Origin of the sequence: Synechococcus sp. NB0720_010 (assembly GCF_023078835.1) — a bacterium.
Lineage (GTDB): Bacteria > Cyanobacteriota > Cyanobacteriia > PCC-6307 > Cyanobiaceae > Vulcanococcus.
The window spans coordinates 1,054,719-1,071,455 of record NZ_CP090898.1 but is presented as its reverse complement, the minus strand read 5'-3'; the positions used below and the strand labels follow the sequence as shown (position 1 = coordinate 1,071,455).

The following is a 16,737-nucleotide window of genomic DNA, read 5'->3' as shown; positions in this document are numbered from 1 at the left end:
GGCCGCAGGGGATGATCGGTGCAGTCAATCGGTACCCATGAAGATCGACGGCCAGGCCTGGCGCACCATCTGGCTGGAGCCGGGTGGCCGCTCGATCGGGGTCATCGATCAGATCCAGCTGCCGCATCAGTTCACCACCCGCACGCTGCGCAGCTGCGATGAAGCGGCCGAGGCCATCCGCACGATGGTTGTGCGCGGCGCCCCCCTGATCGGTGTCACCGGGGCCTATGGCCTGATGCTCGCCCTGCAGGTCGACCCCAGCGATGACTCCCTGGCGGCGGCCTTTGATCAGCTTAATGCCACCCGCCCGACGGCGGTCAACCTGCGCTGGGCGCTGGAGCGTGTTCGTGATCGGGTGGCGCCGCTGCCCCCAGCTGAGCGGGCCCAGGCGGCCCAGGTTGAGGCCGGCGCCATCGCCGATGAGGACGTCGCCATGTGCGAGGCCATCGGCGAGCACGGCCTGGAGCTCTTCCAGGAGCTGGCGGCCGCTCGGCCCGGTCAGACCCTCAATGTGCTGACCCACTGCAATGCCGGTTGGTTGGCCACGGTGGATTGGGGCACGGCCCTGGCGCCGATCTACAAGGCCCACCGCGCTGGCCTGGACATTCATGTCTGGGTGGATGAGACCCGCCCCCGCAACCAGGGCGCCTCGCTCACGGCCTATGAGCTTGGCCGCGAAGGGGTGCCCCACACCGTCATCGTCGACAACGCCGGCGGCCACCTGATGCAGCACGGCCAGGTGGATGCCGTGATCGTCGGCACTGACCGCACTACCCGCCGCGGCGACGTCTGCAACAAGATCGGCACCTACCTCAAGGCCCTGGCGGCGCGGGACAACAACATCCCCTTCTATGTGGCCCTGCCGGCCTCGACGATCGACTGGTCCATCGATGACGGCGTCGCCGAGATCCCAATCGAGGCCCGCAGCCCCGAGGAAGTCACCCACATTCAGGGCCGCAGCCCCGAGGGGGCGATCACCACGGTTCAGCTCAGCCCTGATGGCAGCCCGGGCTTTAACCCCGCCTTTGATGTCACCCCAGCGCGTCTGGTCACGGCGCTGATCACCGAGCGGGGTGTGGTCGCCGCCAGCGCCGCCGGCCTCCAGGAGCTCTACGGCGATGTCTGATCTGGATCTGCGCGAGCAACTGGTCGACTGCGCCCGGCGCATGCAGGCCAGCGGCATCAACCAGGGCACCTCCGGCAACCTCTCGGTGCGCATCGCCGGCGGGATGCTGATTACCCCCAGCTCCCTGCCCTATGAGCAGATGCAGCCCAGTGACCTGGTGGCGCTGGATCTCAAGGGGGAGCCCCTGTTCATCCCGGCCGATGGCCGCCCTCAACGGCGGCCCTCCTCGGAGTGGCGGCTGCACGCCGATGTCCTGGCGAGCCGGCCGGAGGTGCAGGCGGTGCTGCACTGCCATTCGATCCACGCCACTGCCCTGGCCTGCCATGGCCGTGACATCCCCCCCTTCCACTACATGACGGCGGTGGCCGGTGGCCATGACATCCGCTGCGCCCCCTACGCCACCTTTGGCACCCAGGAGCTCTCCGATGGGGTCGTTCAGGCCCTCGAGGGACGGCTGGCTTGCCTGATGGCCCAGCACGGTCAGGTGGCGGTGGGCCCCACCCTCGACAAGGCCCTGGCCCTGGCGGTGGAGGTGGAGACCCTGGCGCGGATCTACCTGCAGGCCCTGGCCCTCGGCGAACCACCCCTGCTGAGTGGCGAGCAGATGGAGCAGGTGCGCCACCAGTTCCGCACCCTGCTCTACCGGGCCTCCTCGAGCTCGGGCAGCTGAGCGATCCAGAGCCCCGCGGCCCCGGCCAGCAGCATCACCGCTGCGCAGACCAGGGTCCAGGCCGGTAGTCCCCAGCCGGCCACGGCCAGGGGGGCCACCACCGTGATCACCCCACCGGAGAGCAGGGGCTGCAGCAGCAGTTGCTTGAGCGAAAAGGCCGGCAGGGCATCGCTGTGATTCTCCGGATCCGCCATCCGCAGCAGCAGCAGGCCTGAGGCGGCGACGCCGGTGGCCTGGCCAAATTCCACCAGGGCCCGCTCAAACCAGTCCTTCGGCAGCAGCTTCGGCGCGAGCCAGAGGCAGATCAGCAGATTCCAGCTCAAGCCAGCTCCCGCCAGCAGGGTGATCGGTAGCCAGTTGGCCTGGAGTAACTGCAGGTTCAACCCCGCGGTGGCTGAGGCGATCAAGAGATCGGCCGCCAGGGTGCTCACTTCGCTCTGGATCGGGGCGGAGGCCCACTGGCTGCATTCGCTGCGCTCAAGCAGCCAACGCACCAGCAGAGATCCCAGGATCGCCAGCGGGAACACCGGCAGGGCCTGGCCCACCGTGGCAACGCCGCCCCCGATCCAACCGGTCACGAGCCGCAGCAGCAGTTGCAGCAGCCAGCCGATGGCCACGGCGATGCCCACCAGGCCCAGGTTGCAGAGCCAAGCCGCCCAGAGATTGCTCGGGCCCTCGGCCCCGCTCGCCACCGCTGGAGCGACATGGATTGCTTCCGGCGCCAGGTCCGCCACCAGCCATCCCCGTGCCCGACCGAGCACCACCACCAGGCCCCCCACCAGGGTCGAGGACAGCAGGCCAACGGTGGCCAGGGCCAGACCCAGGTCCTGGCCGCTCTCAAACCCCAGGGCCGCATAGCTCGCCCCCATGGCCGCAGCGGAGCCGTGCCCCCCCTCAAAGGCCACCTCGATCAGGCAGGCCATCACCGGGCTGAAGCCCAGCAGGGGCTGCAGCACCAGCAGCACCGCCAGCCCGGCCACCACGTACTGGCCGAAGGCCAGCACCAGCGCCAGGGAGACATGGCCGCCCACGGGCTTCAGCACCCCTGAGAGCTTGGGCAGCGGCTTGCCCAGCATCAAGGAGCCGAAGACCAAGGTGAGCAGCACCAGGGGCAGTTGGGCCCAGAGCTCCATCAGGTGCTCGGGCAGCAGCGGGAAGGGCCCCTTGGGGGCGACCAGTAGACCCAAGACGCCCGCGACCAGGGCCTCGGGAATGCCCCAGAGCTGCAGCTGTAGCCGCCGGCCAATGGCTCGGCCCGTCGCCAGGATTCCCGCCAGAACACCCCCCGCCAGGACGAGCCAGCTGATCCCATCGACGAGGTCAGCGCTCCAGAGTCCCGGCAGAAGCTCAGCCATTACAGGGCGAAGTGCGCGCGGAAGAAGGCCTCCGTCGCCTCCAGGACCTCAATTTGGGTGCTGCCCTTGCGGAAGCCGTGGCCCTCTTCTGGGAACAGGCGCACCTCCACCGGGATGCCCTTGTTGCGCAGGGCCTCGGCCATCCGCTCGGTTTGCTCCGGGGGGACCACCACGTCCTCGAGGCCCTGGAAGAAGATCACCGGGCAGCTCATGCGTTCGGCATGGTTCAACGGTGAGCGGGCGGCGTAGAGCGCGCGTTGCTCGGGCCACGGGCCCACCAGGCCATCGAGGTAGCGGGCCTCAAAGCGGTGGGTGTCCTCCGCCAGGGCACTCAGGTCGGCCACGCCGTAGCGGCTGGCACCGGCAGAGAAGCAGTCGCTGAAACAGAGGGCCGCCAGGGTGGTGAACCCCCCGGCGCTGCCCCCTTCGATCGCCACCCGTTTGGGGTGGGCCTGCCCCTGCTCGATCAGGGCCTGGGCCGCAGCGGCGCAGTCCGCCACATCCACGACGCCCCACTGGCCGTTGAGTCGTTCGCGGTAGGCCCGGCCAAAGCCGGTGGAACCGCCGTAGTTCACATCCACCACGCCCCAACCGCGGCTGGTCCAGAACTGAATGGCCAGGTTCAGGCCCGTGCGGGCCATGGCGGTCGGGCCGCTGTGGCTCTTCACCAGCAGGGGCGCTTCGCTGTGGCCACCGCCGGTTGGCGGGTAGTACCAGGCCTGGGTGGCCTGGCCGCCGTGGCCGTCAAACCACAGCTCTTGGGGCTGGCTGATGGCCTCCTGTGCAATCGGGCAGGGGGCCGCTGGTTGATGCCGCCAGCTCCCGGTCTTCAGGTCGAACTCCAGCAAGCCCGAGGGCAGGGTGGGGCTGCTGGCGATGCAGGCCAGTTGGCCCGCCTGGGCGCAGAGCCCGGCCAGATCGCTGCAGGGTTGCTCGAGCGGCCGCCAGCTTTGGTCCTTGAGCTCTCCGAGCTCCCAGCGGCCCTGCCGGCAGGCGAGGGCCAGCAGGCGCTCACCATCCCAGGCATGGGTGCTCATGCCAAAGACCCACTGGGGCATGGCGAATTCGGCCTGCTCGTTCTGCAGGGGCTGCCAACGGGGCGTCTCCAGCGCGTCCTGCTCGGCTGCTGACCAGCGCTCGAGGTTCCAGAAGCCGCTGCGGTCATTAGCCACCACCAGGTCGCGTCCGGCCCAGATCGGCTGAAAGACCGAGATGGCCCTGGGATCCTCGGGAGCGCTGCCTGCAACGCGCCGGCCGGGGCCCAGCTGGCCGGAGGCCTCGACATCCGCCAGCCAGAGGCTGCTGCAGTCCCAGGGCATGGCCGGCTGCTGCCACTCCACCCAGACCAGCCGCGCTCCGTTGGGGCTCAGGGCGGGATAACCGCAGAAGTCCGCGGCCTGATGGAGCTCGACCAGCTCCCCGCCGGCCAGGGGCAGGGCCACCAGGTGGTCTTGGCCGTCGCGCTCCAGAACGCCAATCCAGCGGTCCCGCTGCCGGTCGATCAGGCCGCCACCGAGGGCCCCCTCAAAACGCTTGCCCTGGGGCGTGAGCAGTCGCTGCGGTTCGGCCCCCGGTTGATCGAGATCGAGGCGCCAGAGGCAGCGGTCGGCGTCATGGACGAACACGGCCACGGCCTCTCCATTGGCGCGCCGGCCGATGGCGCAGGGGCCGCCGCCGTACTCATGGACGCGGCAGCGCAGGTTCCAATCCCCCGGGGTGCATTCGCGGGGCTCCTGCCCCTGGGCTGCGCGCCCCATCAAGGTGGTGCGCCCCTGTTCGTGGGGACGCTGCTCGAGCCAATAGAGCGCCCCATCCAGCAGCACGGGCTCTTTCAGGCTTGGGGTTTTCCCCAGCACCACCTCGGCGGAGAGGGGAGTGAGCGTGGCTGGTGGGGACAGGCTCAACGGAATAGGCCGATTAGGCCTCCTAGAATCGCTGTTCGCAACGCCGTTGAGGACAGGTCTTGGCCAATAGCTTCGCCAAGTTGGCGCGCTCGGCTGAGCTCTCGGGACGCCTGCAGGTGTCTAAGGAGCCCATCGAGAACCCTCCCTACGACATCCACAAACTGGGTGATGAGGTCCTGCGCGAGCCGGCGCGACGCATCGGCAAGGTGGATGACGCGGTGCGCAAGCTGGCGACCGACATGCTCGTCAGCATGTACGCCGCCAAAGGCATCGGTCTGGCCGCTCCCCAGATCGGCGTGAATCAGCAGTTGTTGGTGATTGACCTGGAGTTGGAGGATCCCAGCAGCCCTCCTTTGGTCTTGATCAACCCGGAGATCACCTCCGTCGGCGGCGGGCTCTGCACCTATGAGGAGGGTTGCTTGAGCATCCCCGGGGTCTATCTGGATGTGGTGCGCCCCAGCGTGGTGGACGTCAGCTACCGCGATGCCTTTGGCCGTCCCAAGCGGATGAAGGCCGATGGCCTGATGGCCCGCTGCATCCAGCACGAGATGGATCACCTCAACGGGGTGCTCTTCGTCGATCGGGTCACCGACGAGGAGAAGCTCGTCGAGGGCCTTAATGAAAAGGGCTTTAATCGCTCCGACGTTCACACCATCGCCTGAGCCTTCGAGATGCCGATGAAACCCCTGGCGGGACTGTTTCTCGCCCTGGCTTGCGTGCTGGGTATTGCAGCCACTGGCTCGGTCTTCGAGTTGGCCTACGGCGACCCTGAGCTGGGGGTCAAGACCACCGGCACGATCTTGGGCCTGGCCCTGCCGGGAACGCTGATCAGCCTCCTGGTGGCGATCCGGATCAATAAGCCGGCCTGAGGGACTGGCGCCGCTGGCGATCACTTTTACGATCAGCCCCTGCCAACCCAAGCGACTCTGTGTTTTCTCTGGTCCGATCCCTGGCTGCCCTGCTTCCGCTTGCCGGCCTGATGGCTGGCGGCGTGCAGGCCAAAGCGTTGTTTGACGCTGTGGAGGTGGACCAGACCAAGTTCGTCATCGTCGCGGCTCCGATCGGCACCGGCGAGCGGGCTCAGCTGAACATCTACGAACAGCGCAAGGACACCCGGCCCTGCTTTGCCCTGGCCGAGGAAGGGCCGGTCAAGGTCGATCCCCTGCTCTCCAGTTTTGACTTTACGGGGATCTGCAGCCGTTACATCGACGGCAATGGCTATTCCCTGCGGGTTGGGGAGGAGGACCTCGCCAGCACCTACCGCATCAGTGTTGTGCGCGAGAAGGGGGACAACGTGCTGATGGCGTTCCCCTCCAAGCCGAGTGCAGGGCCGGAGATGGTGATTGCCCGCAGCGGCGGCCACAGCCAAAACACCGACTACCTGCTGCTCCAGCCCGAGCCGGGCTGGAAGTTGATGCGGCGCCAGTTCGGTGGACGCAACCTGGGGCACGTGTACATCTACCGGGACAGCTGGCCGGTGGCGGAGCAGCCCGCGACCACCGGTGATCAACCAGCGCCTGAGGCTCCTGTTCCAGGGCTCTGGTGAAGAGCACTTGCTACCATCTTCAAACTGCAAAATTCCTAGATCGGTTTTATGACCCAGGTCACCGTCGGCGAGAACGAGGGCATTGAGTCGGCGCTGCGCCGCTTCAAGCGCCAGGTCTCCAAGGCCGGGATCTTCGCCGATCTCAAGCGCCTGCGTCACCACGAGACCCCCGTCGAGAAGTACAAGCGCAAAGCCCAACAGCGCCGCCGCCGCCGCTGAGCCTCGGCTTCAGCCCAAGCGTCCCTGCGGGAATCGGTAGAAACACCGATTCCCGCTTTTTCATGGCTACCAATGATGGAGAAGGTCTCCGTCGAGGTGCGCTGTGAAGCAGTTAATCAGTGCCATCAACCGCTGGTTTGGCAAGAGCGTGGGTAATGCCTTCGGCAATCCCCTCGAGGAGCGGCAGCACCTGCCCCCCAACGTGGGCGTTCAGCCCTATCGCGATACCCCGCCCCACAAGCACTAGGCCGTAAAGCTGCGGTAGGTCAGGGCCTCGGCCACGGCTTGGGGCCCGACCTGATCGTCGCCGTTGAGATCTGCGATCGTTCGGGCCACGCTCAGTAGCCGCTGACCGCTGCGGGCTGAGAGCGCCCGAGCGGCCATGACCTGCTCCCAAAGGGCCAGCGTGTCCTGGCTGAACGCGCCCGTATCGCGCAGGTCGCGGGCGCTGAGCCTGTGGTTGCTCCCTGCACCTGGATTGCGCTGCTTCATGCGCAGGCGCGCCTGCTGGATGCGCTGGGAGGCGCAGGCTGTCGATTCCGGCGGCCTCCGCGCGCTTGAGGCGCTGTAGCCCTGCCGCAGGACCTGCGCGGGCACCCGTTGCATCACGACCTGGAGGTCGATGCGATCGAGTAACGGGCCCGAGAGGCGGCCCCAGTAGCGCTGGCGCTCGGATGTGGTGCAGCTGCAGTCGTGCTCCGGGTCGCCGTACCAGCCGCAGGGACAGGGGTTGGTGGCGGCCACCAGGCTGATGCAGCAGGGGTAGTGGAGCTGCTGCTTGGCCCGGCTGAGCCGGAGGGTTCCCTGCTCGAGCGGTTGCCGCAGTTGATTGAGCACATCGCGGCGGAACTCCCCCAGCTCATCGAGAAAGAGCACGCCCCGGTGGGCCAGGGCCAATTCCCCCGGCCTTGGGCAACTGCCGCCGCCCAGGAGTGCCGCGCTGGAGCAGCTGTGGTGCGGGCTGCGGAAGGGCCGTGTGCGGATCAATCCGCCCAGCTGCTCCAGTTCACCTGCAACCGAATAGAGCTGGGTGATCTCCAGCTGCTCCGGTGGGCTGAGGGGCGGCAGCAGTCCGGCCAGGCTCTGGGCCAGCAGGGTTTTGCCGCAACCGGGCGGGCCGACCAGCAGGAGGTGATGGCCCCCGGCCGCGGCGATCTCCAGGGCCCGCCGGCCGTGGGCCTGGCCTTGGATCTCCTGCAGGTCCACGGGAATCGGCGTGGGCTGTGGTGTGTCGCTTGAGGGCTGCAGCGGGCTGGGGGTGTAGTCCGGCTGCAGTGCCTCGAGCGCTTCGCACAGGCTGCTGACTGGGCGCACCTCCAGGCCGCTGATCAAGCGAGCCTCAGGGCCGTTGGCCTGGGGGACCAGCAGGGCCCGGGCCCCCGCCCGCTGGGCGGCCAGGGCGATGGAGAGGGCGCCGCGGATCGGTCGTAACTGGCCATCGAGACCCAGCTCCCCGCAACACCAGATCCCCTCCAGTCGAGCGGGCTCGAGCTGCCCGCTGGCACAGGCCAGGGCGAGGGCGATGGGGAGATCAAAGCTGGGGCCCTGTTTGCGCCGGTCGGCCGGCGCCAGGCTGACGATGACCCGCGAGAGGGGCAGCCGTAGGCCGCTGTTGCGCAGGGCCGAGCGCACCCGCTCCCTGGATTCCTGAACGGCTGCATCGGCCAGACCGACGATCACCAGGGCCGGGAGTCCCGGGGCGAGATCCACCTCGACCTGGACGGGATAGGCCTCGATTCCCGCTAACGCGGCGGTGCTTGATCGTGCCAGCATCGGCTCATGGACAGCGCTCTATAGACGTTCCACCGCTGTTTCACCAGCCCATGGCCGACGCCGCTGACCTCGCCAGCAACGACACGATTTTTGGCCGCATCCTGCGGGGGGAGATCCCTTGTGATCAGGTCTATGCCGATGAGCAGTGCCTGGCCTTCCGCGATGTGGCTCCGCAGGCACCGGTGCACGTCCTGGTGATCCCCCGCGAGCACATCGTCAACCTGGCGGAGGCCGAGGCCAGCCAGGAGCAGTTGCTGGGCCATCTGCTGCTGGTGGCCGCCAAGGTGGCGAAGCAGGAGGGATTGAGCTGTTTTCGAACGGTGATCAATAGCGGTGAGGAGGCCGGCCAGACCGTCTTTCACCTGCATGTGCACCTGATTGGTGGCCGTCCCTTGGCTTGGCCTCCAGGCTGAGTTCCCAGCGGCGAGAATGACGGCATCTGAACGCCGTCATGAATCCCCTGCAGGCCTTCCGCCGTCAGCTCATCAAGCTGCAGCGGCTGGCGCAGCCCTATTTCCTTCCCGTCGAGGAGACCAGCGGTTGGCAGTTTCTGCTGCTGATCGTTGCGCTGCTCGCGGTGGTGGCCGGTAGCACCCTGCTGCTGCTCAGCGGGGTGCTGGCCCTCAGCGGTGCGCTGATCCCTGAGTTCCAGGCCCGCTTCCTGCCGGGGGTTCCCCAGCAGATCGCCGCCCTCTGGGCGAGTCCCGCCGGCCCCATCTTGATGGTGCTGTTTGCCGCAGGGATCGGCAGTTTTGTCTCCCTGCGCAGCAAGTTGCGTCAGGGGCGCTGGCTCCCCTGGGTGCTGCTGGGGGTGATCACCCTGCTGATTCTGGTGATCAACGGCATCAACGTCGGCATTAGCTACGTCGCCCGCAACGTTGAAAACGCACTCGTCACCTACAAGGTCGAGGAGTTTTGGCAGATCGTCGCGATCTATGCCTTTTGCCTGGTGCTGGCCCTGCCGATTCGGGCTCTGCAGAGCTACCTGATCCCCCGCTTGGGTTTGCTCTGGCGGGAGTGGCTCAGTGGTCGCCTGTTGCGCCGCTATCTGACCAATCGGGCTTACTACGTCCTCAATCCCAATGATGAGGCGGCTGAAGAGATTGATAACCCGGACCAACGGATTTCCCAGGACACTGCGAGTTTCACCGGCACCAGCCTAAGCGTCAGCGTTGAGGTGGTCTCCGCTGTCTTGACCTTCCTGAGCTTCATCGTTGTGCTCTGGACGATCAGCTCCACCCTGGCCCTGTGGCTGCTGATTTATTCCCTGGGCGGCACCGCCGTGATCATCTTCGCCAGCCGCAAGTTGGTGGCCCTGAATTACGACCAGTTGAGGCTGGAGGCGGACTTCCGCTACGGCCTGGTCCACATTCGGGACAACGCCGAATCGATCGCGTTCTACCGCGGCGAACAGCAGGAATCACGGGAGGCGGAGCGCCGCCTGGGTGGCGCGATCCAGAACTACAACAAGCTCATTGTTTGGGAGGCGCTGATCAGCGTGATTCAGCGCTCCTATGACTACTTCTCGCGCTTTTTACCCTGGCTGGTGATCGCTCCGATTTACTTCGCCAAGGAGGTGGATTTCGGCGTCTTTGCCCAGTCCGGCATTGCTTTCTCCCAGGTGTTGTTCTCGGTGAGTTTCATCGTGAACAACATCGATCGCCTGGCGGCCTTCTCGGCGTCCATCAGCCGACTTGAGGGGTTCCAGGGCAAGGTCGAGGCCATCAGTGAGGTCAACGCTCAGCAGCAGCGCTTGAGCGAGGAGCAATCCAGTACTGGAGCTTCGGGTTCCCTGTTGGTGCGCCACGTGGATCTGGTGCCCCCCAACAGCGATCGGCGTCTGATTGAGGACCTCAGCTTGGAGGTGGGGCCGGGGCAGCGGGTGCTTGTCGTGGGCCCCAGCGGTTGCGGCAAGACCTCGTTCCTGCGCCTGGTCAGTGGCCTTTGGCCCGCTGCCCGCGGTGAGGTCCAGCGCCCGCCCCACCAGGAGTTGCTGTTCATCCCCCAGAAGCCCTACATGATTTTGGGCAGCCTGCGGGAGCAGCTCTGCTATCCCCAGGAGCCCCAGCGCTTCAGCGATGAGCACCTCCGCAGTGTCCTCAATGAGGTGCGGCTGTCGGCCTTGGTGCAGCGCTACCCGGATTTCGACATCAAGCAGGACTGGCCGCGGCTGCTGTCCCTGGGTGAGCAGCAGCGCCTGGCGTTCGCCCGCTTGCTGCTGAATTCCCCGCGCTTTGTCGTGCTGGATGAGGCCACCAGCGCCTTGGACGTGGCCACCGAGAAGCACCTCTATGAGCTGCTCTCCCAACGGGAGATGGCCTTCGTGAGCGTGGGTCACCGCCCTAGCCTCAAGAGCTTCCACGACCTGGTGCTCGAGCTCGATGGCCAGGGGGGATGGAAGCTGATTCCCGCCACCAGCTATGACTTCAGCCAAGGAGCCTGATCCGACGATGTCCGAGACGCCCGAGGTCCCTGCGACCAGCGCCACCACCAACGACGCTCCTGCCTTTGGTTGGAGTGGCTACGCCGAGCGGGTGAACGGTCGCTTCGCGATGGTTGGTTTCGTGGCGATCCTCGTGGTCGAGGCGCTCAGTGGGGAGACCTTCCTGCGCTGGGCTGGTTTTGTGGGCTGAGGTTCCCTCAGGGAATCTCCAGGAGATCGATCTGCCAGAGCCCGCCGCGGCTGACCTCCACCGCCAGCACGCGCCCATCGGCACTGAAACTGACCTGGCGCGGAACCCCGGCGGGCTCCATCGGCAGGAGCTGCATGGCCTGGAGGCTGCGCTTGTAGAGCACCAATTCCGTGCGGTCCTCCCGTTGGCGCACGACCGCTAGTCGTTCAGCGTTTTGATCGACCGCAACGCTGATCGGTAGAGCATCGGGGCGATTCAGCCCCGGTAAGGGGACCGGGTTGCGGCGGTTGACGTCGATCAGCTGCACCTGCACGCGCCCATTGCCGCGGGCGGCGATCAGGGCTAGCCATCCCCCGGCCAGCGAGGGGCTCCGGCCCTGCCCCAGTTGGTTGAGCTGCTGGTTCAGTCCCGGCAGGGGGCGCAGACGTCCGCCAGCACAGCCGCTGAGCAGCAGCAGCGTCGCGCCAGCACTGAGCAGAAGACGGATCAAGGCTCGACTCCTGGCCCGCCGCCGCTCTCGCGCTGCCCTGGGGCGAGGTCCGGCTCCAGCAGTCCGCTGAGGTCGTAGATCTGCAGTCGGGTGCTGCCCTGGGAGGTGAGCTCCACCGCCAGTTGGCGGGCATCGGGGGCCAGGCTGAGCCGCCTGGGTTCGGCGTTGCCCGGCAGGAAGAGGGGCTGCAGTGCTCCGCTGGCCCGATCTTCAATCACCGCCTCCCGGCGCGCCCCCCGCTGGATCAGCAGGGCGAGGTAACGGCCGTTCCAACTCAGGGAGGGGGAGCTGTGGGGTTGATGCCGCTTTAGGTGGCGCAGGGGCAGAACTTTGCCGCTCCGCCGTTCCTGCAGCAGGACGGTGGTGCGCCCGCCGCGCTCCACCAGGGAGGCCAGAAGGCGACCATCGCCGCTCAGCGCTGGTTGTTCGCGGTTCTCAGCGCCGTTGAGCCCCAGGGGGCTAGCGCTCTGGCGGCGCAGGCCGCAGCCGCCGATGGCCAGCAGCAGCAAGCCAGCCAGCACCAACGCTTTGGCGGGCAAGGGCCTCAGTCGTCGAAACGGGAGCTGTTGTCGCGAGGGGCACCGCCAGCGGCGGGGCGAACGGGACGGAACTCAGCGTCACTCACACCGGCGTCCGCGTCAGGTTTTGCTGTGGTGGCCTGATAGGGAGCGCCCTGGGGAACGCCGGGATTGCTGGGGCTGCGGCTGCCTTCAGGAGCTGGGGAGCCCATGGGGCTGCCGCGCCGGCTGGAGCGGGGCATCTCCTCGGGCCGGCTGTTGGGGCGGCTGCCGCGGCGCATCTCCTCGCGGCCTTGGCGGCGGCTGCCGAATTCTGCTGAGCCAGCTTGGGCTCCACCGGCGCGGAAGCGGCTGGACTGTTCGGGTTCGCGCGCTGGGCGTGCCGATCGGTCCTGACCCTGCCAGTCATCGCGGGAGGCGGCCCGCTCGGGGATGGCTGCTCGGGCTGGACGACGGGGGCGGTAGAAGTCGTCTTCTTCACGCTCGCCGTAGCTGTCGTCGCGGGAGCGAATCCGACGCCGAAGCGGCTGAGGATCGTCGAAACGATCGGCGTCATCACGGAAATCGCGACCACCACCCATGCGGGGCCGGGGCGCGGGTTCCTCGTCGTCGTCGAAGTAGGACGAGCGGCGGGCCTGCTCCGTCGTCACGCCACGCAGCCGCACGCTCTCGTAGCCGAAGAAGACGGTGGTAGCGGCCAGCAGGAACTGACCGAACTGGAGGATCGGATCAAGGCGCCAGCCTTGAAAAAAGAGAATGCCGCCGCAGAGAAGCCCAACGGCGGCAAAAAACACGTCATAGTCGCGGGCCAGAGCCGGCTTGAAGCTCCTCATGAAGTAGAGGAGAGCCCCGCCGACGGCCAGCACGATCCCGACAATGCTGGCCCAATTCAGGCTGGCGTTAACCACAGATCGATTTGCCCTTTCAGGTCACTGTAGGCCCGGCGTCGAGGCCAGCAGCTGCCGCAGCAGTCCCGCAGAGGGATCAGAGCTTGCGATCAACGCGGTCGTTCTGGCTGATCAGGATCACGGCGGCTGCCACAGGGATGACCACGATCACGGCGCCCCAGACAAGGCTGCTCAGAAAATTGGCGAGGGAAGGGGTCATGACAGTGCCGAATCCGCGGGCAATCCTAGGCAGTGATGGCAACTTCCTACGATTGCGGAGCAGCTGCTTAGAGCTTTGTGACGGGACCCGATGGCTCCAGCCTGGAACTGCTCCGTCTGGTGCTGCCCCCCTTCACCATGGGCCTGGGCCTGTTGCTGTCGGCTTGGACCCTGCTGTTCCTGTTCCGGATCGTCCTGACCTGGTATCCCCAGGTCGATCTCAGCCAGGGTGTCTTGCGGATCGTGGCCGTCCCGACTGAGCCGGTTTTGGCGCTGAGCCGCAAGCTGATTGCGCCGATTGGCGGCGTCGATGTCACCCCGGTGATCTGGGTCGGACTAGTCAGCCTGATCCGCGAGCTGCTGGTGGGTCAGCAGGGCCTCTTGACCCAGATGGTGATGCGCCTGAGCGTGCTGCCGGCCTAGCCGTTCGGCAGCATCTCCTGCTCCACGAACTTGGTGTGGACGTCGCCGGAGATGAATTCCGGGCGCTCCAGCAATTGCAGGTGGAATTCGATCGTGGTGGGAATGCCGGTGACGGCGCATTCCGCCAGGGCGCGCTTGAGCCGCTTGAGGGCGTGGTCGCGATCCTTACCCCAGACGATCAGCTTGCCGATCAGGGAGTCATAGAAGGGTGGGATCTCATAGCCCGTGTAGACGTGGCTATCGAAACGGACGCCTGGGCCGCCGGGGGGAAGCCAGCCGGTGATCTTGCCGGGGGCGGGCCGGAAGTTCTGGCGCGGGTCCTCGGCGTTGATGCGGACCTCGATCGCATGGCCCGTGAGTTTGATCTCCTCTTGGCTAAAGGAGATGGGCTCGCCGCCGGCGATCCGCAGCTGCTCGGCAATCAGGTCGACCCCGCTCACCATCTCGGTGACGGGATGCTCCACCTGGATCCGGGTATTCATCTCCATGAAATAGAAGTTGCCGGTGCGATCCACCAGGAACTCCACGGTGCCGGCGCCCTCGTAACCGATGGTGCGGGCTGCCGCGACCGCGGCGTCTCCCATGCGGCGACGCAGCTCAGCATTGATGGCGACGCTGGGGGCCTCTTCCAGCAGTTTTTGGTGGCGCCGCTGAATTGAGCAGTCCCGCTCCCCGACGTGGACGACATTGCCGTGGCGGTCGGCCAGCACCTGCACTTCGACGTGCCGGGGCCGGTCGATGAATTTCTCCATGTAGAGGCCGGGGTTGCCAAAGGCGGCTTCCGCTTCGCCCTGGGCGGCCTTGAAGAGGTTGTCGAGTTGGTCCGCTGAGGGGACCAGGCGCATCCCGCGGCCACCGCCACCTGCGGTGGCTTTGATCATCACGGGATAGCCCATGGATTCCGCCAGGGTCCTGGCTTCATCCACGTTCTCCAGCAGCCCTTCACTGCCGGGGATGGTGGGAACGCCCACCTTCTGCATGGTGGCCTTGGCCGTGGACTTGTCGCCCATCGAGCGGATGGAGTCCGGCGAGGGTCCGACAAAGGTCAGGCCGTGGTCAGCGCAGATCTCGGCGAACTTGTCATTTTCCGCCAGGAAGCCGTATCCGGGGTGGATCGCATCGGCACCCCGGGAGGTGGCGGCCGCCAGGATGTTGGGGATATTGAGGTAGCTCTTGCTGCTGGGTGCATCGCCGATGCAGACCGCTTCATCAGCGAGCTGGACGTGCAGGGCGTTGCGGTCGACCGTGCTGTAGACGGCGACGGTGGGGATTCCTAATTCCCGGCAGCTGCGCAGGATCCGAAGAGCAATTTCGCCGCGGTTGGCGATCAGCAGTTTGCCGATGGGCATCCAGTGGCAGTCCGGCGAATCCGGCAGGGCGGGCCGGGTGGACTGTATCAGTGATGACTGGGCCCATCCCCTTGCTGGGCGGGGTCAGGCGATGGGTATATTGCCTGGGCAGTGCATCAGTGCTGCACCCCTCACGCCACCGTTTTTCGGTGGTGGACTCCCCCCGAGATTCCAGACCAGGACTTCGTTTTGGCTTGGACGCTCACTACCACGCGGATGTGGTGGAATTGGTAGACACGCACGTTTGAGGGGCGTGTGACTTCGGTCTTGCGAGTTCAAGTCTCGCCATCCGCATCGTTCAGAGCTCCGCAGCGTGAAGCCTGCCGCCGCTGAGCCCAATCCACACGGCGATGCCTGCATCGTCCTGGTCTGCAATGGACCTGGTGAGCTGGCCACCTGGGTGCGGCCCCTGGCCCAGCGGTTGCACCGTGAGTTGCCCCTGCGGCCCCTGACGCCTGGGGCGCCGATGGCCCTGCAGTTGGTCTTGGTGCCCTGCCCCAATGCCACGGGCATTGAGCACCAGGTGGCCGATCGGATGGGCTTGTTTGAGCGGATCAGTCCGGCCAAGCGCTTCTGGAGCCTGTTGCTCAGGCCCCAGCGCTTGGGCCATTGGCCCCGTCGTGGCGTTGTGGTGTTCCTTGGGGGCGATCAGTTCTGGACCGTGCTGCTCTCAGCGCGCCTGGGCTATCGCCACATCACCTATGCCGAATGGGTGGCGCGCTGGCCCCGCTGGAACGACCGGATTGCGGCCATGGGGCCGGCGGCGGCGGATCGCCTGGCGCGGCGTTGGCAACCCCGCTGCCAGGTGGTCGGTGACCTGATGGCGGATCTCTCGGAGGCCGCGCGCTCCGAGCGCCCCTTGCCCCAGGGGGAATGGGTGGCGTTGATGCCCGGTTCCAAACGCGCCAAGTTGCAGGTGGGCGTGCCGTTTTTGCTGGAGGCCGCTGATCGTCTGGCGGCCCAGCGGCCGGGTATCCGCTTTCTGCTGCCGGTGGCTCCGACCACCAGTGTTGAGGAGCTGCTGGCCTACGGCAGTGCGGCGAATCCGATCGCGCAGCACTACGGCTCGGGTGAGCCGGTGCTGGAGGGCTCTGACTTGGTGACCCCCGCTGGCTCGCGGATTTGCTTGGTGGAGGAGCAGCCAGCCCACGGGGTGCTGAGTCAATGCCAACTGGCCTTGACCACCGTCGGGGCGAACACCGCGGAGTTGGGTGCCCTGGGGGTGCCGATGATCGTGCTGGTGCCGACCCAGCACTTGCATGTGATGCAGGCCTGGGATGGGGGCATTGGAATCCTGGCCCGCCTGCCCTTCCTGCGTTGGCTGCTGGGGGCGGCCTTGACGGCCTGGCGGATGCGCAACCACGGCTTCTTGGCCTGGCCCAATATCTCCGCAGGCCGCCAGGTGGTGCCCGAGCGGGTCGGGGCGATCACACCCCAGGAGATCGCCGCTGAGGCCGCCGATTGGTTGGCCCATCCGCAGCGCCTGGAGGGGATGCGGGAGGACCTGCGCAGCCTGCGGGGGCAGCCCGGGGCCGTGGCGGCTCTGGCTGGGATGGTGCGGGAATTGCTGCCGCCGCCTTCTGCTGGCGCTGCCTAGTTTGAGCGGGTTTCCCAGGCTTCCAAGC

At 66.8% G+C, this 16,737-nt stretch carries 20 protein-coding genes and 1 tRNA gene; 13 read left to right on the top strand and 8 right to left on the bottom strand.

Annotated features, from left to right (window positions below; translation table 11 throughout):
• The first annotated feature begins 37 nt into the window (after nucleotides 1–37).
• Both mtnA and LY254_RS05660 read left to right on the top strand, forming a co-directional pair.
• Entirely contained in the window at nucleotides 38–1,126 is a 1,089-nt protein-coding gene (gene mtnA, locus LY254_RS05665) for an S-methyl-5-thioribose-1-phosphate isomerase (protein WP_247479510.1), read from the top strand.
• Nucleotides 1,119–1,796 carry a class II aldolase/adducin family protein gene (locus tag LY254_RS05660; RefSeq protein WP_247479508.1) on the top strand — a complete coding sequence of 226 codons (678 nt, stop codon included), beginning with the start codon at nucleotides 1,119–1,121 and terminating at the stop codon, nucleotides 1,794–1,796. The genes mtnA and LY254_RS05660 overlap by 8 nt, the downstream gene beginning before the upstream one ends.
• On the opposite strand, the gene LY254_RS05655 is transcribed toward LY254_RS05660, so the two are convergent.
• Complete coding sequence (locus LY254_RS05655; protein ID WP_247479506.1) at nucleotides 1,766–3,151, bottom strand: sodium:solute symporter; 1,386 nt, start codon at nucleotides 3,149–3,151, stop codon at nucleotides 1,766–1,768. The two genes, LY254_RS05660 and LY254_RS05655, sit on opposite strands and share 31 nt — an antisense overlap.
• Nucleotides 3,151–5,055: a prolyl oligopeptidase family serine peptidase gene (locus LY254_RS05650; RefSeq protein ID WP_247479504.1), complete on the bottom strand. Its 1,905-nt coding sequence runs from the start codon at nucleotides 5,053–5,055 to the stop codon at nucleotides 3,151–3,153. The genes LY254_RS05655 and LY254_RS05650 overlap by 1 nt, the downstream gene beginning before the upstream one ends.
• A gap of 59 nt (nucleotides 5,056–5,114) precedes the next feature.
• On the opposite strand from LY254_RS05650, the gene def reads away from it, so the two are divergent.
• The 5 genes from def (at nucleotide 5,115) to LY254_RS05625 (ending at nucleotide 7,067) form a co-directional block, all read left to right on the top strand.
• A complete protein-coding gene (gene def, locus LY254_RS05645; RefSeq protein ID WP_010313028.1) occupies nucleotides 5,115–5,717 on the top strand; it encodes a peptide deformylase in 603 nt (200 codons plus the stop codon).
• Nucleotides 5,718–5,726: 9 nt separating this feature from the next.
• Nucleotides 5,727–5,924 carry a hypothetical protein gene (locus tag LY254_RS05640; RefSeq protein ID WP_010313026.1) on the top strand — a complete coding sequence of 66 codons (198 nt, stop codon included), beginning with the start codon at nucleotides 5,727–5,729 and terminating at the stop codon, nucleotides 5,922–5,924.
• A gap of 110 nt (nucleotides 5,925–6,034) precedes the next feature.
• On the top strand, nucleotides 6,035–6,601 hold the full coding sequence (locus tag LY254_RS05635; RefSeq protein WP_247479502.1) for a DUF3747 domain-containing protein: 567 nt from the start codon (nucleotides 6,035–6,037) through the stop codon (nucleotides 6,599–6,601).
• Nucleotides 6,602–6,649: 48 nt separating this feature from the next.
• Nucleotides 6,650–6,820 carry a 30S ribosomal protein S21 gene (rpsU, locus tag LY254_RS05630; RefSeq protein WP_010304532.1) on the top strand — a complete coding sequence of 57 codons (171 nt, stop codon included), beginning with the start codon at nucleotides 6,650–6,652 and terminating at the stop codon, nucleotides 6,818–6,820.
• Nucleotides 6,821–6,923: 103 nt separating this feature from the next.
• The gene (locus LY254_RS05625; protein WP_010313022.1) at nucleotides 6,924–7,067 is read left to right on the top strand and encodes a hypothetical protein; all 144 of its coding nucleotides are present in this window, start codon (nucleotides 6,924–6,926) and stop codon (nucleotides 7,065–7,067) included.
• On the opposite strand, the gene LY254_RS05620 is transcribed toward LY254_RS05625, so the two are convergent.
• Nucleotides 7,064–8,593 (bottom strand): YifB family Mg chelatase-like AAA ATPase, encoded by a 1,530-nt coding sequence (locus LY254_RS05620; RefSeq protein WP_247479500.1) that lies wholly within the window; start codon nucleotides 8,591–8,593, stop codon nucleotides 7,064–7,066. The two genes, LY254_RS05625 and LY254_RS05620, sit on opposite strands and share 4 nt — an antisense overlap.
• Nucleotides 8,594–8,643: 50 nt before the next feature.
• On the opposite strand from LY254_RS05620, the gene LY254_RS05615 reads away from it, so the two are divergent.
• Genes LY254_RS05615 through LY254_RS05605 form a run of 3 tightly spaced genes read left to right on the top strand, consistent with a single transcriptional unit; the run spans nucleotide 8,644 to nucleotide 11,226 of the window.
• Nucleotides 8,644–9,006, top strand: coding sequence for a histidine triad nucleotide-binding protein (locus tag LY254_RS05615; RefSeq protein WP_247479498.1), 363 nt, complete (start codon nucleotides 8,644–8,646; stop codon nucleotides 9,004–9,006).
• A 38-nt stretch (nucleotides 9,007–9,044) separates the two neighbouring features.
• Nucleotides 9,045–11,036 (top strand): ABC transporter ATP-binding protein/permease, encoded by a 1,992-nt coding sequence (locus LY254_RS05610; protein ID WP_247479496.1) that lies wholly within the window; start codon nucleotides 9,045–9,047, stop codon nucleotides 11,034–11,036.
• A gap of 7 nt (nucleotides 11,037–11,043) precedes the next feature.
• Nucleotides 11,044–11,226, top strand: a complete 183-nt coding sequence (locus LY254_RS05605; RefSeq protein ID WP_371820521.1) for a chlorophyll a/b-binding protein — start codon at nucleotides 11,044–11,046, stop codon at nucleotides 11,224–11,226.
• 7 nt (nucleotides 11,227–11,233) lie between these two features.
• Here the strand turns inward: LY254_RS05605 and LY254_RS05600 are convergent, their stop codons facing one another.
• The 4 genes from LY254_RS05600 to psbX form a co-directional block, all read right to left on the bottom strand.
• Nucleotides 11,234–11,716 (bottom strand): hypothetical protein, encoded by a 483-nt coding sequence (locus tag LY254_RS05600; protein WP_247479492.1) that lies wholly within the window; start codon nucleotides 11,714–11,716, stop codon nucleotides 11,234–11,236.
• Nucleotides 11,713–12,255, bottom strand: coding sequence for a Tol biopolymer transporter periplasmic protein (locus LY254_RS05595; RefSeq protein ID WP_247479491.1), 543 nt, complete (start codon nucleotides 12,253–12,255; stop codon nucleotides 11,713–11,715). The genes LY254_RS05600 and LY254_RS05595 overlap by 4 nt, the downstream gene beginning before the upstream one ends.
• A 5-nt stretch (nucleotides 12,256–12,260) precedes the next feature.
• Nucleotides 12,261–13,142 carry a Ycf66 family protein gene (locus LY254_RS05590; RefSeq protein ID WP_247479489.1) on the bottom strand — a complete coding sequence of 294 codons (882 nt, stop codon included), beginning with the start codon at nucleotides 13,140–13,142 and terminating at the stop codon, nucleotides 12,261–12,263.
• A 76-nt stretch (nucleotides 13,143–13,218) separates the two neighbouring features.
• Nucleotides 13,219–13,341 (bottom strand): photosystem II reaction center X protein, encoded by a 123-nt coding sequence (gene psbX, locus LY254_RS05585; protein WP_010313012.1) that lies wholly within the window; start codon nucleotides 13,339–13,341, stop codon nucleotides 13,219–13,221.
• A 137-nt stretch (nucleotides 13,342–13,478) separates the two neighbouring features.
• Here psbX and LY254_RS05580 point away from each other — a divergent pair, with 137 nt between their 5' ends.
• Entirely contained in the window at nucleotides 13,479–13,763 is a 285-nt protein-coding gene (locus LY254_RS05580; RefSeq protein ID WP_050778398.1) for a YggT family protein, read from the top strand.
• On the opposite strand, the gene accC is transcribed toward LY254_RS05580, so the two are convergent.
• A complete protein-coding gene (accC, locus tag LY254_RS05575; RefSeq protein WP_010312998.1) occupies nucleotides 13,760–15,112 on the bottom strand; it encodes an acetyl-CoA carboxylase biotin carboxylase subunit in 1,353 nt (450 codons plus the stop codon). The genes LY254_RS05580 and accC overlap by 4 nt on opposite strands.
• A 212-nt stretch (nucleotides 15,113–15,324) precedes the next feature.
• On the opposite strand from accC, the gene LY254_RS05570 reads away from it, so the two are divergent.
• Together LY254_RS05570 and LY254_RS05565 are read left to right on the top strand one after the other, a co-directional pair.
• Nucleotides 15,325–15,406 (top strand) — tRNA-Leu (locus LY254_RS05570).
• Nucleotides 15,407–15,425: 19 nt separating this feature from the next.
• Nucleotides 15,426–16,709, top strand: a complete 1,284-nt coding sequence (locus LY254_RS05565; RefSeq protein WP_247479487.1) for a glycosyl transferase — start codon at nucleotides 15,426–15,428, stop codon at nucleotides 16,707–16,709.
• Nucleotides 16,710–16,737: the final 28 nt, after the last annotated feature.

Excerpts from the sequence above, each read along its gene's own strand:
- mtnA (WP_247479510.1), top strand. The coding sequence starts at position 38 with ATGAAGATCGACGGCCAGGCCTGGCGCACCATCTGGCTGGAGCCGGGT.
- LY254_RS05660 (WP_247479508.1), top strand. The coding sequence starts at position 1,119 with ATGTCTGATCTGGATCTGCGCGAGCAACTGGTCGACTGCGCCCGGCGC.
- LY254_RS05655 (WP_247479506.1), bottom strand. The coding sequence starts at position 3,151 with ATGGCTGAGCTTCTGCCGGGACTCTGGAGCGCTGACCTCGTCGATGGG.
- LY254_RS05640 (WP_010313026.1), top strand. The coding sequence starts at position 5,727 with ATGCCGATGAAACCCCTGGCGGGACTGTTTCTCGCCCTGGCTTGCGTG.
- LY254_RS05635 (WP_247479502.1), top strand. The coding sequence starts at position 6,035 with ATGGCTGGCGGCGTGCAGGCCAAAGCGTTGTTTGACGCTGTGGAGGTG.
- rpsU (WP_010304532.1), top strand. The coding sequence starts at position 6,650 with ATGACCCAGGTCACCGTCGGCGAGAACGAGGGCATTGAGTCGGCGCTG.
- LY254_RS05620 (WP_247479500.1), bottom strand. The coding sequence starts at position 8,593 with ATGCTGGCACGATCAAGCACCGCCGCGTTAGCGGGAATCGAGGCCTAT.
- LY254_RS05615 (WP_247479498.1), top strand. The coding sequence starts at position 8,644 with ATGGCCGACGCCGCTGACCTCGCCAGCAACGACACGATTTTTGGCCGC.
- LY254_RS05610 (WP_247479496.1), top strand. The coding sequence starts at position 9,045 with ATGAATCCCCTGCAGGCCTTCCGCCGTCAGCTCATCAAGCTGCAGCGG.
- LY254_RS05605 (WP_371820521.1), top strand. The coding sequence starts at position 11,044 with ATGTCCGAGACGCCCGAGGTCCCTGCGACCAGCGCCACCACCAACGAC.
- psbX (WP_010313012.1), bottom strand. The coding sequence starts at position 13,341 with ATGACCCCTTCCCTCGCCAATTTTCTGAGCAGCCTTGTCTGGGGCGCC.
- LY254_RS05580 (WP_050778398.1), top strand. The coding sequence starts at position 13,479 with ATGGGCCTGGGCCTGTTGCTGTCGGCTTGGACCCTGCTGTTCCTGTTC.
- accC (WP_010312998.1), bottom strand. The coding sequence starts at position 15,112 with ATGCCCATCGGCAAACTGCTGATCGCCAACCGCGGCGAAATTGCTCTT.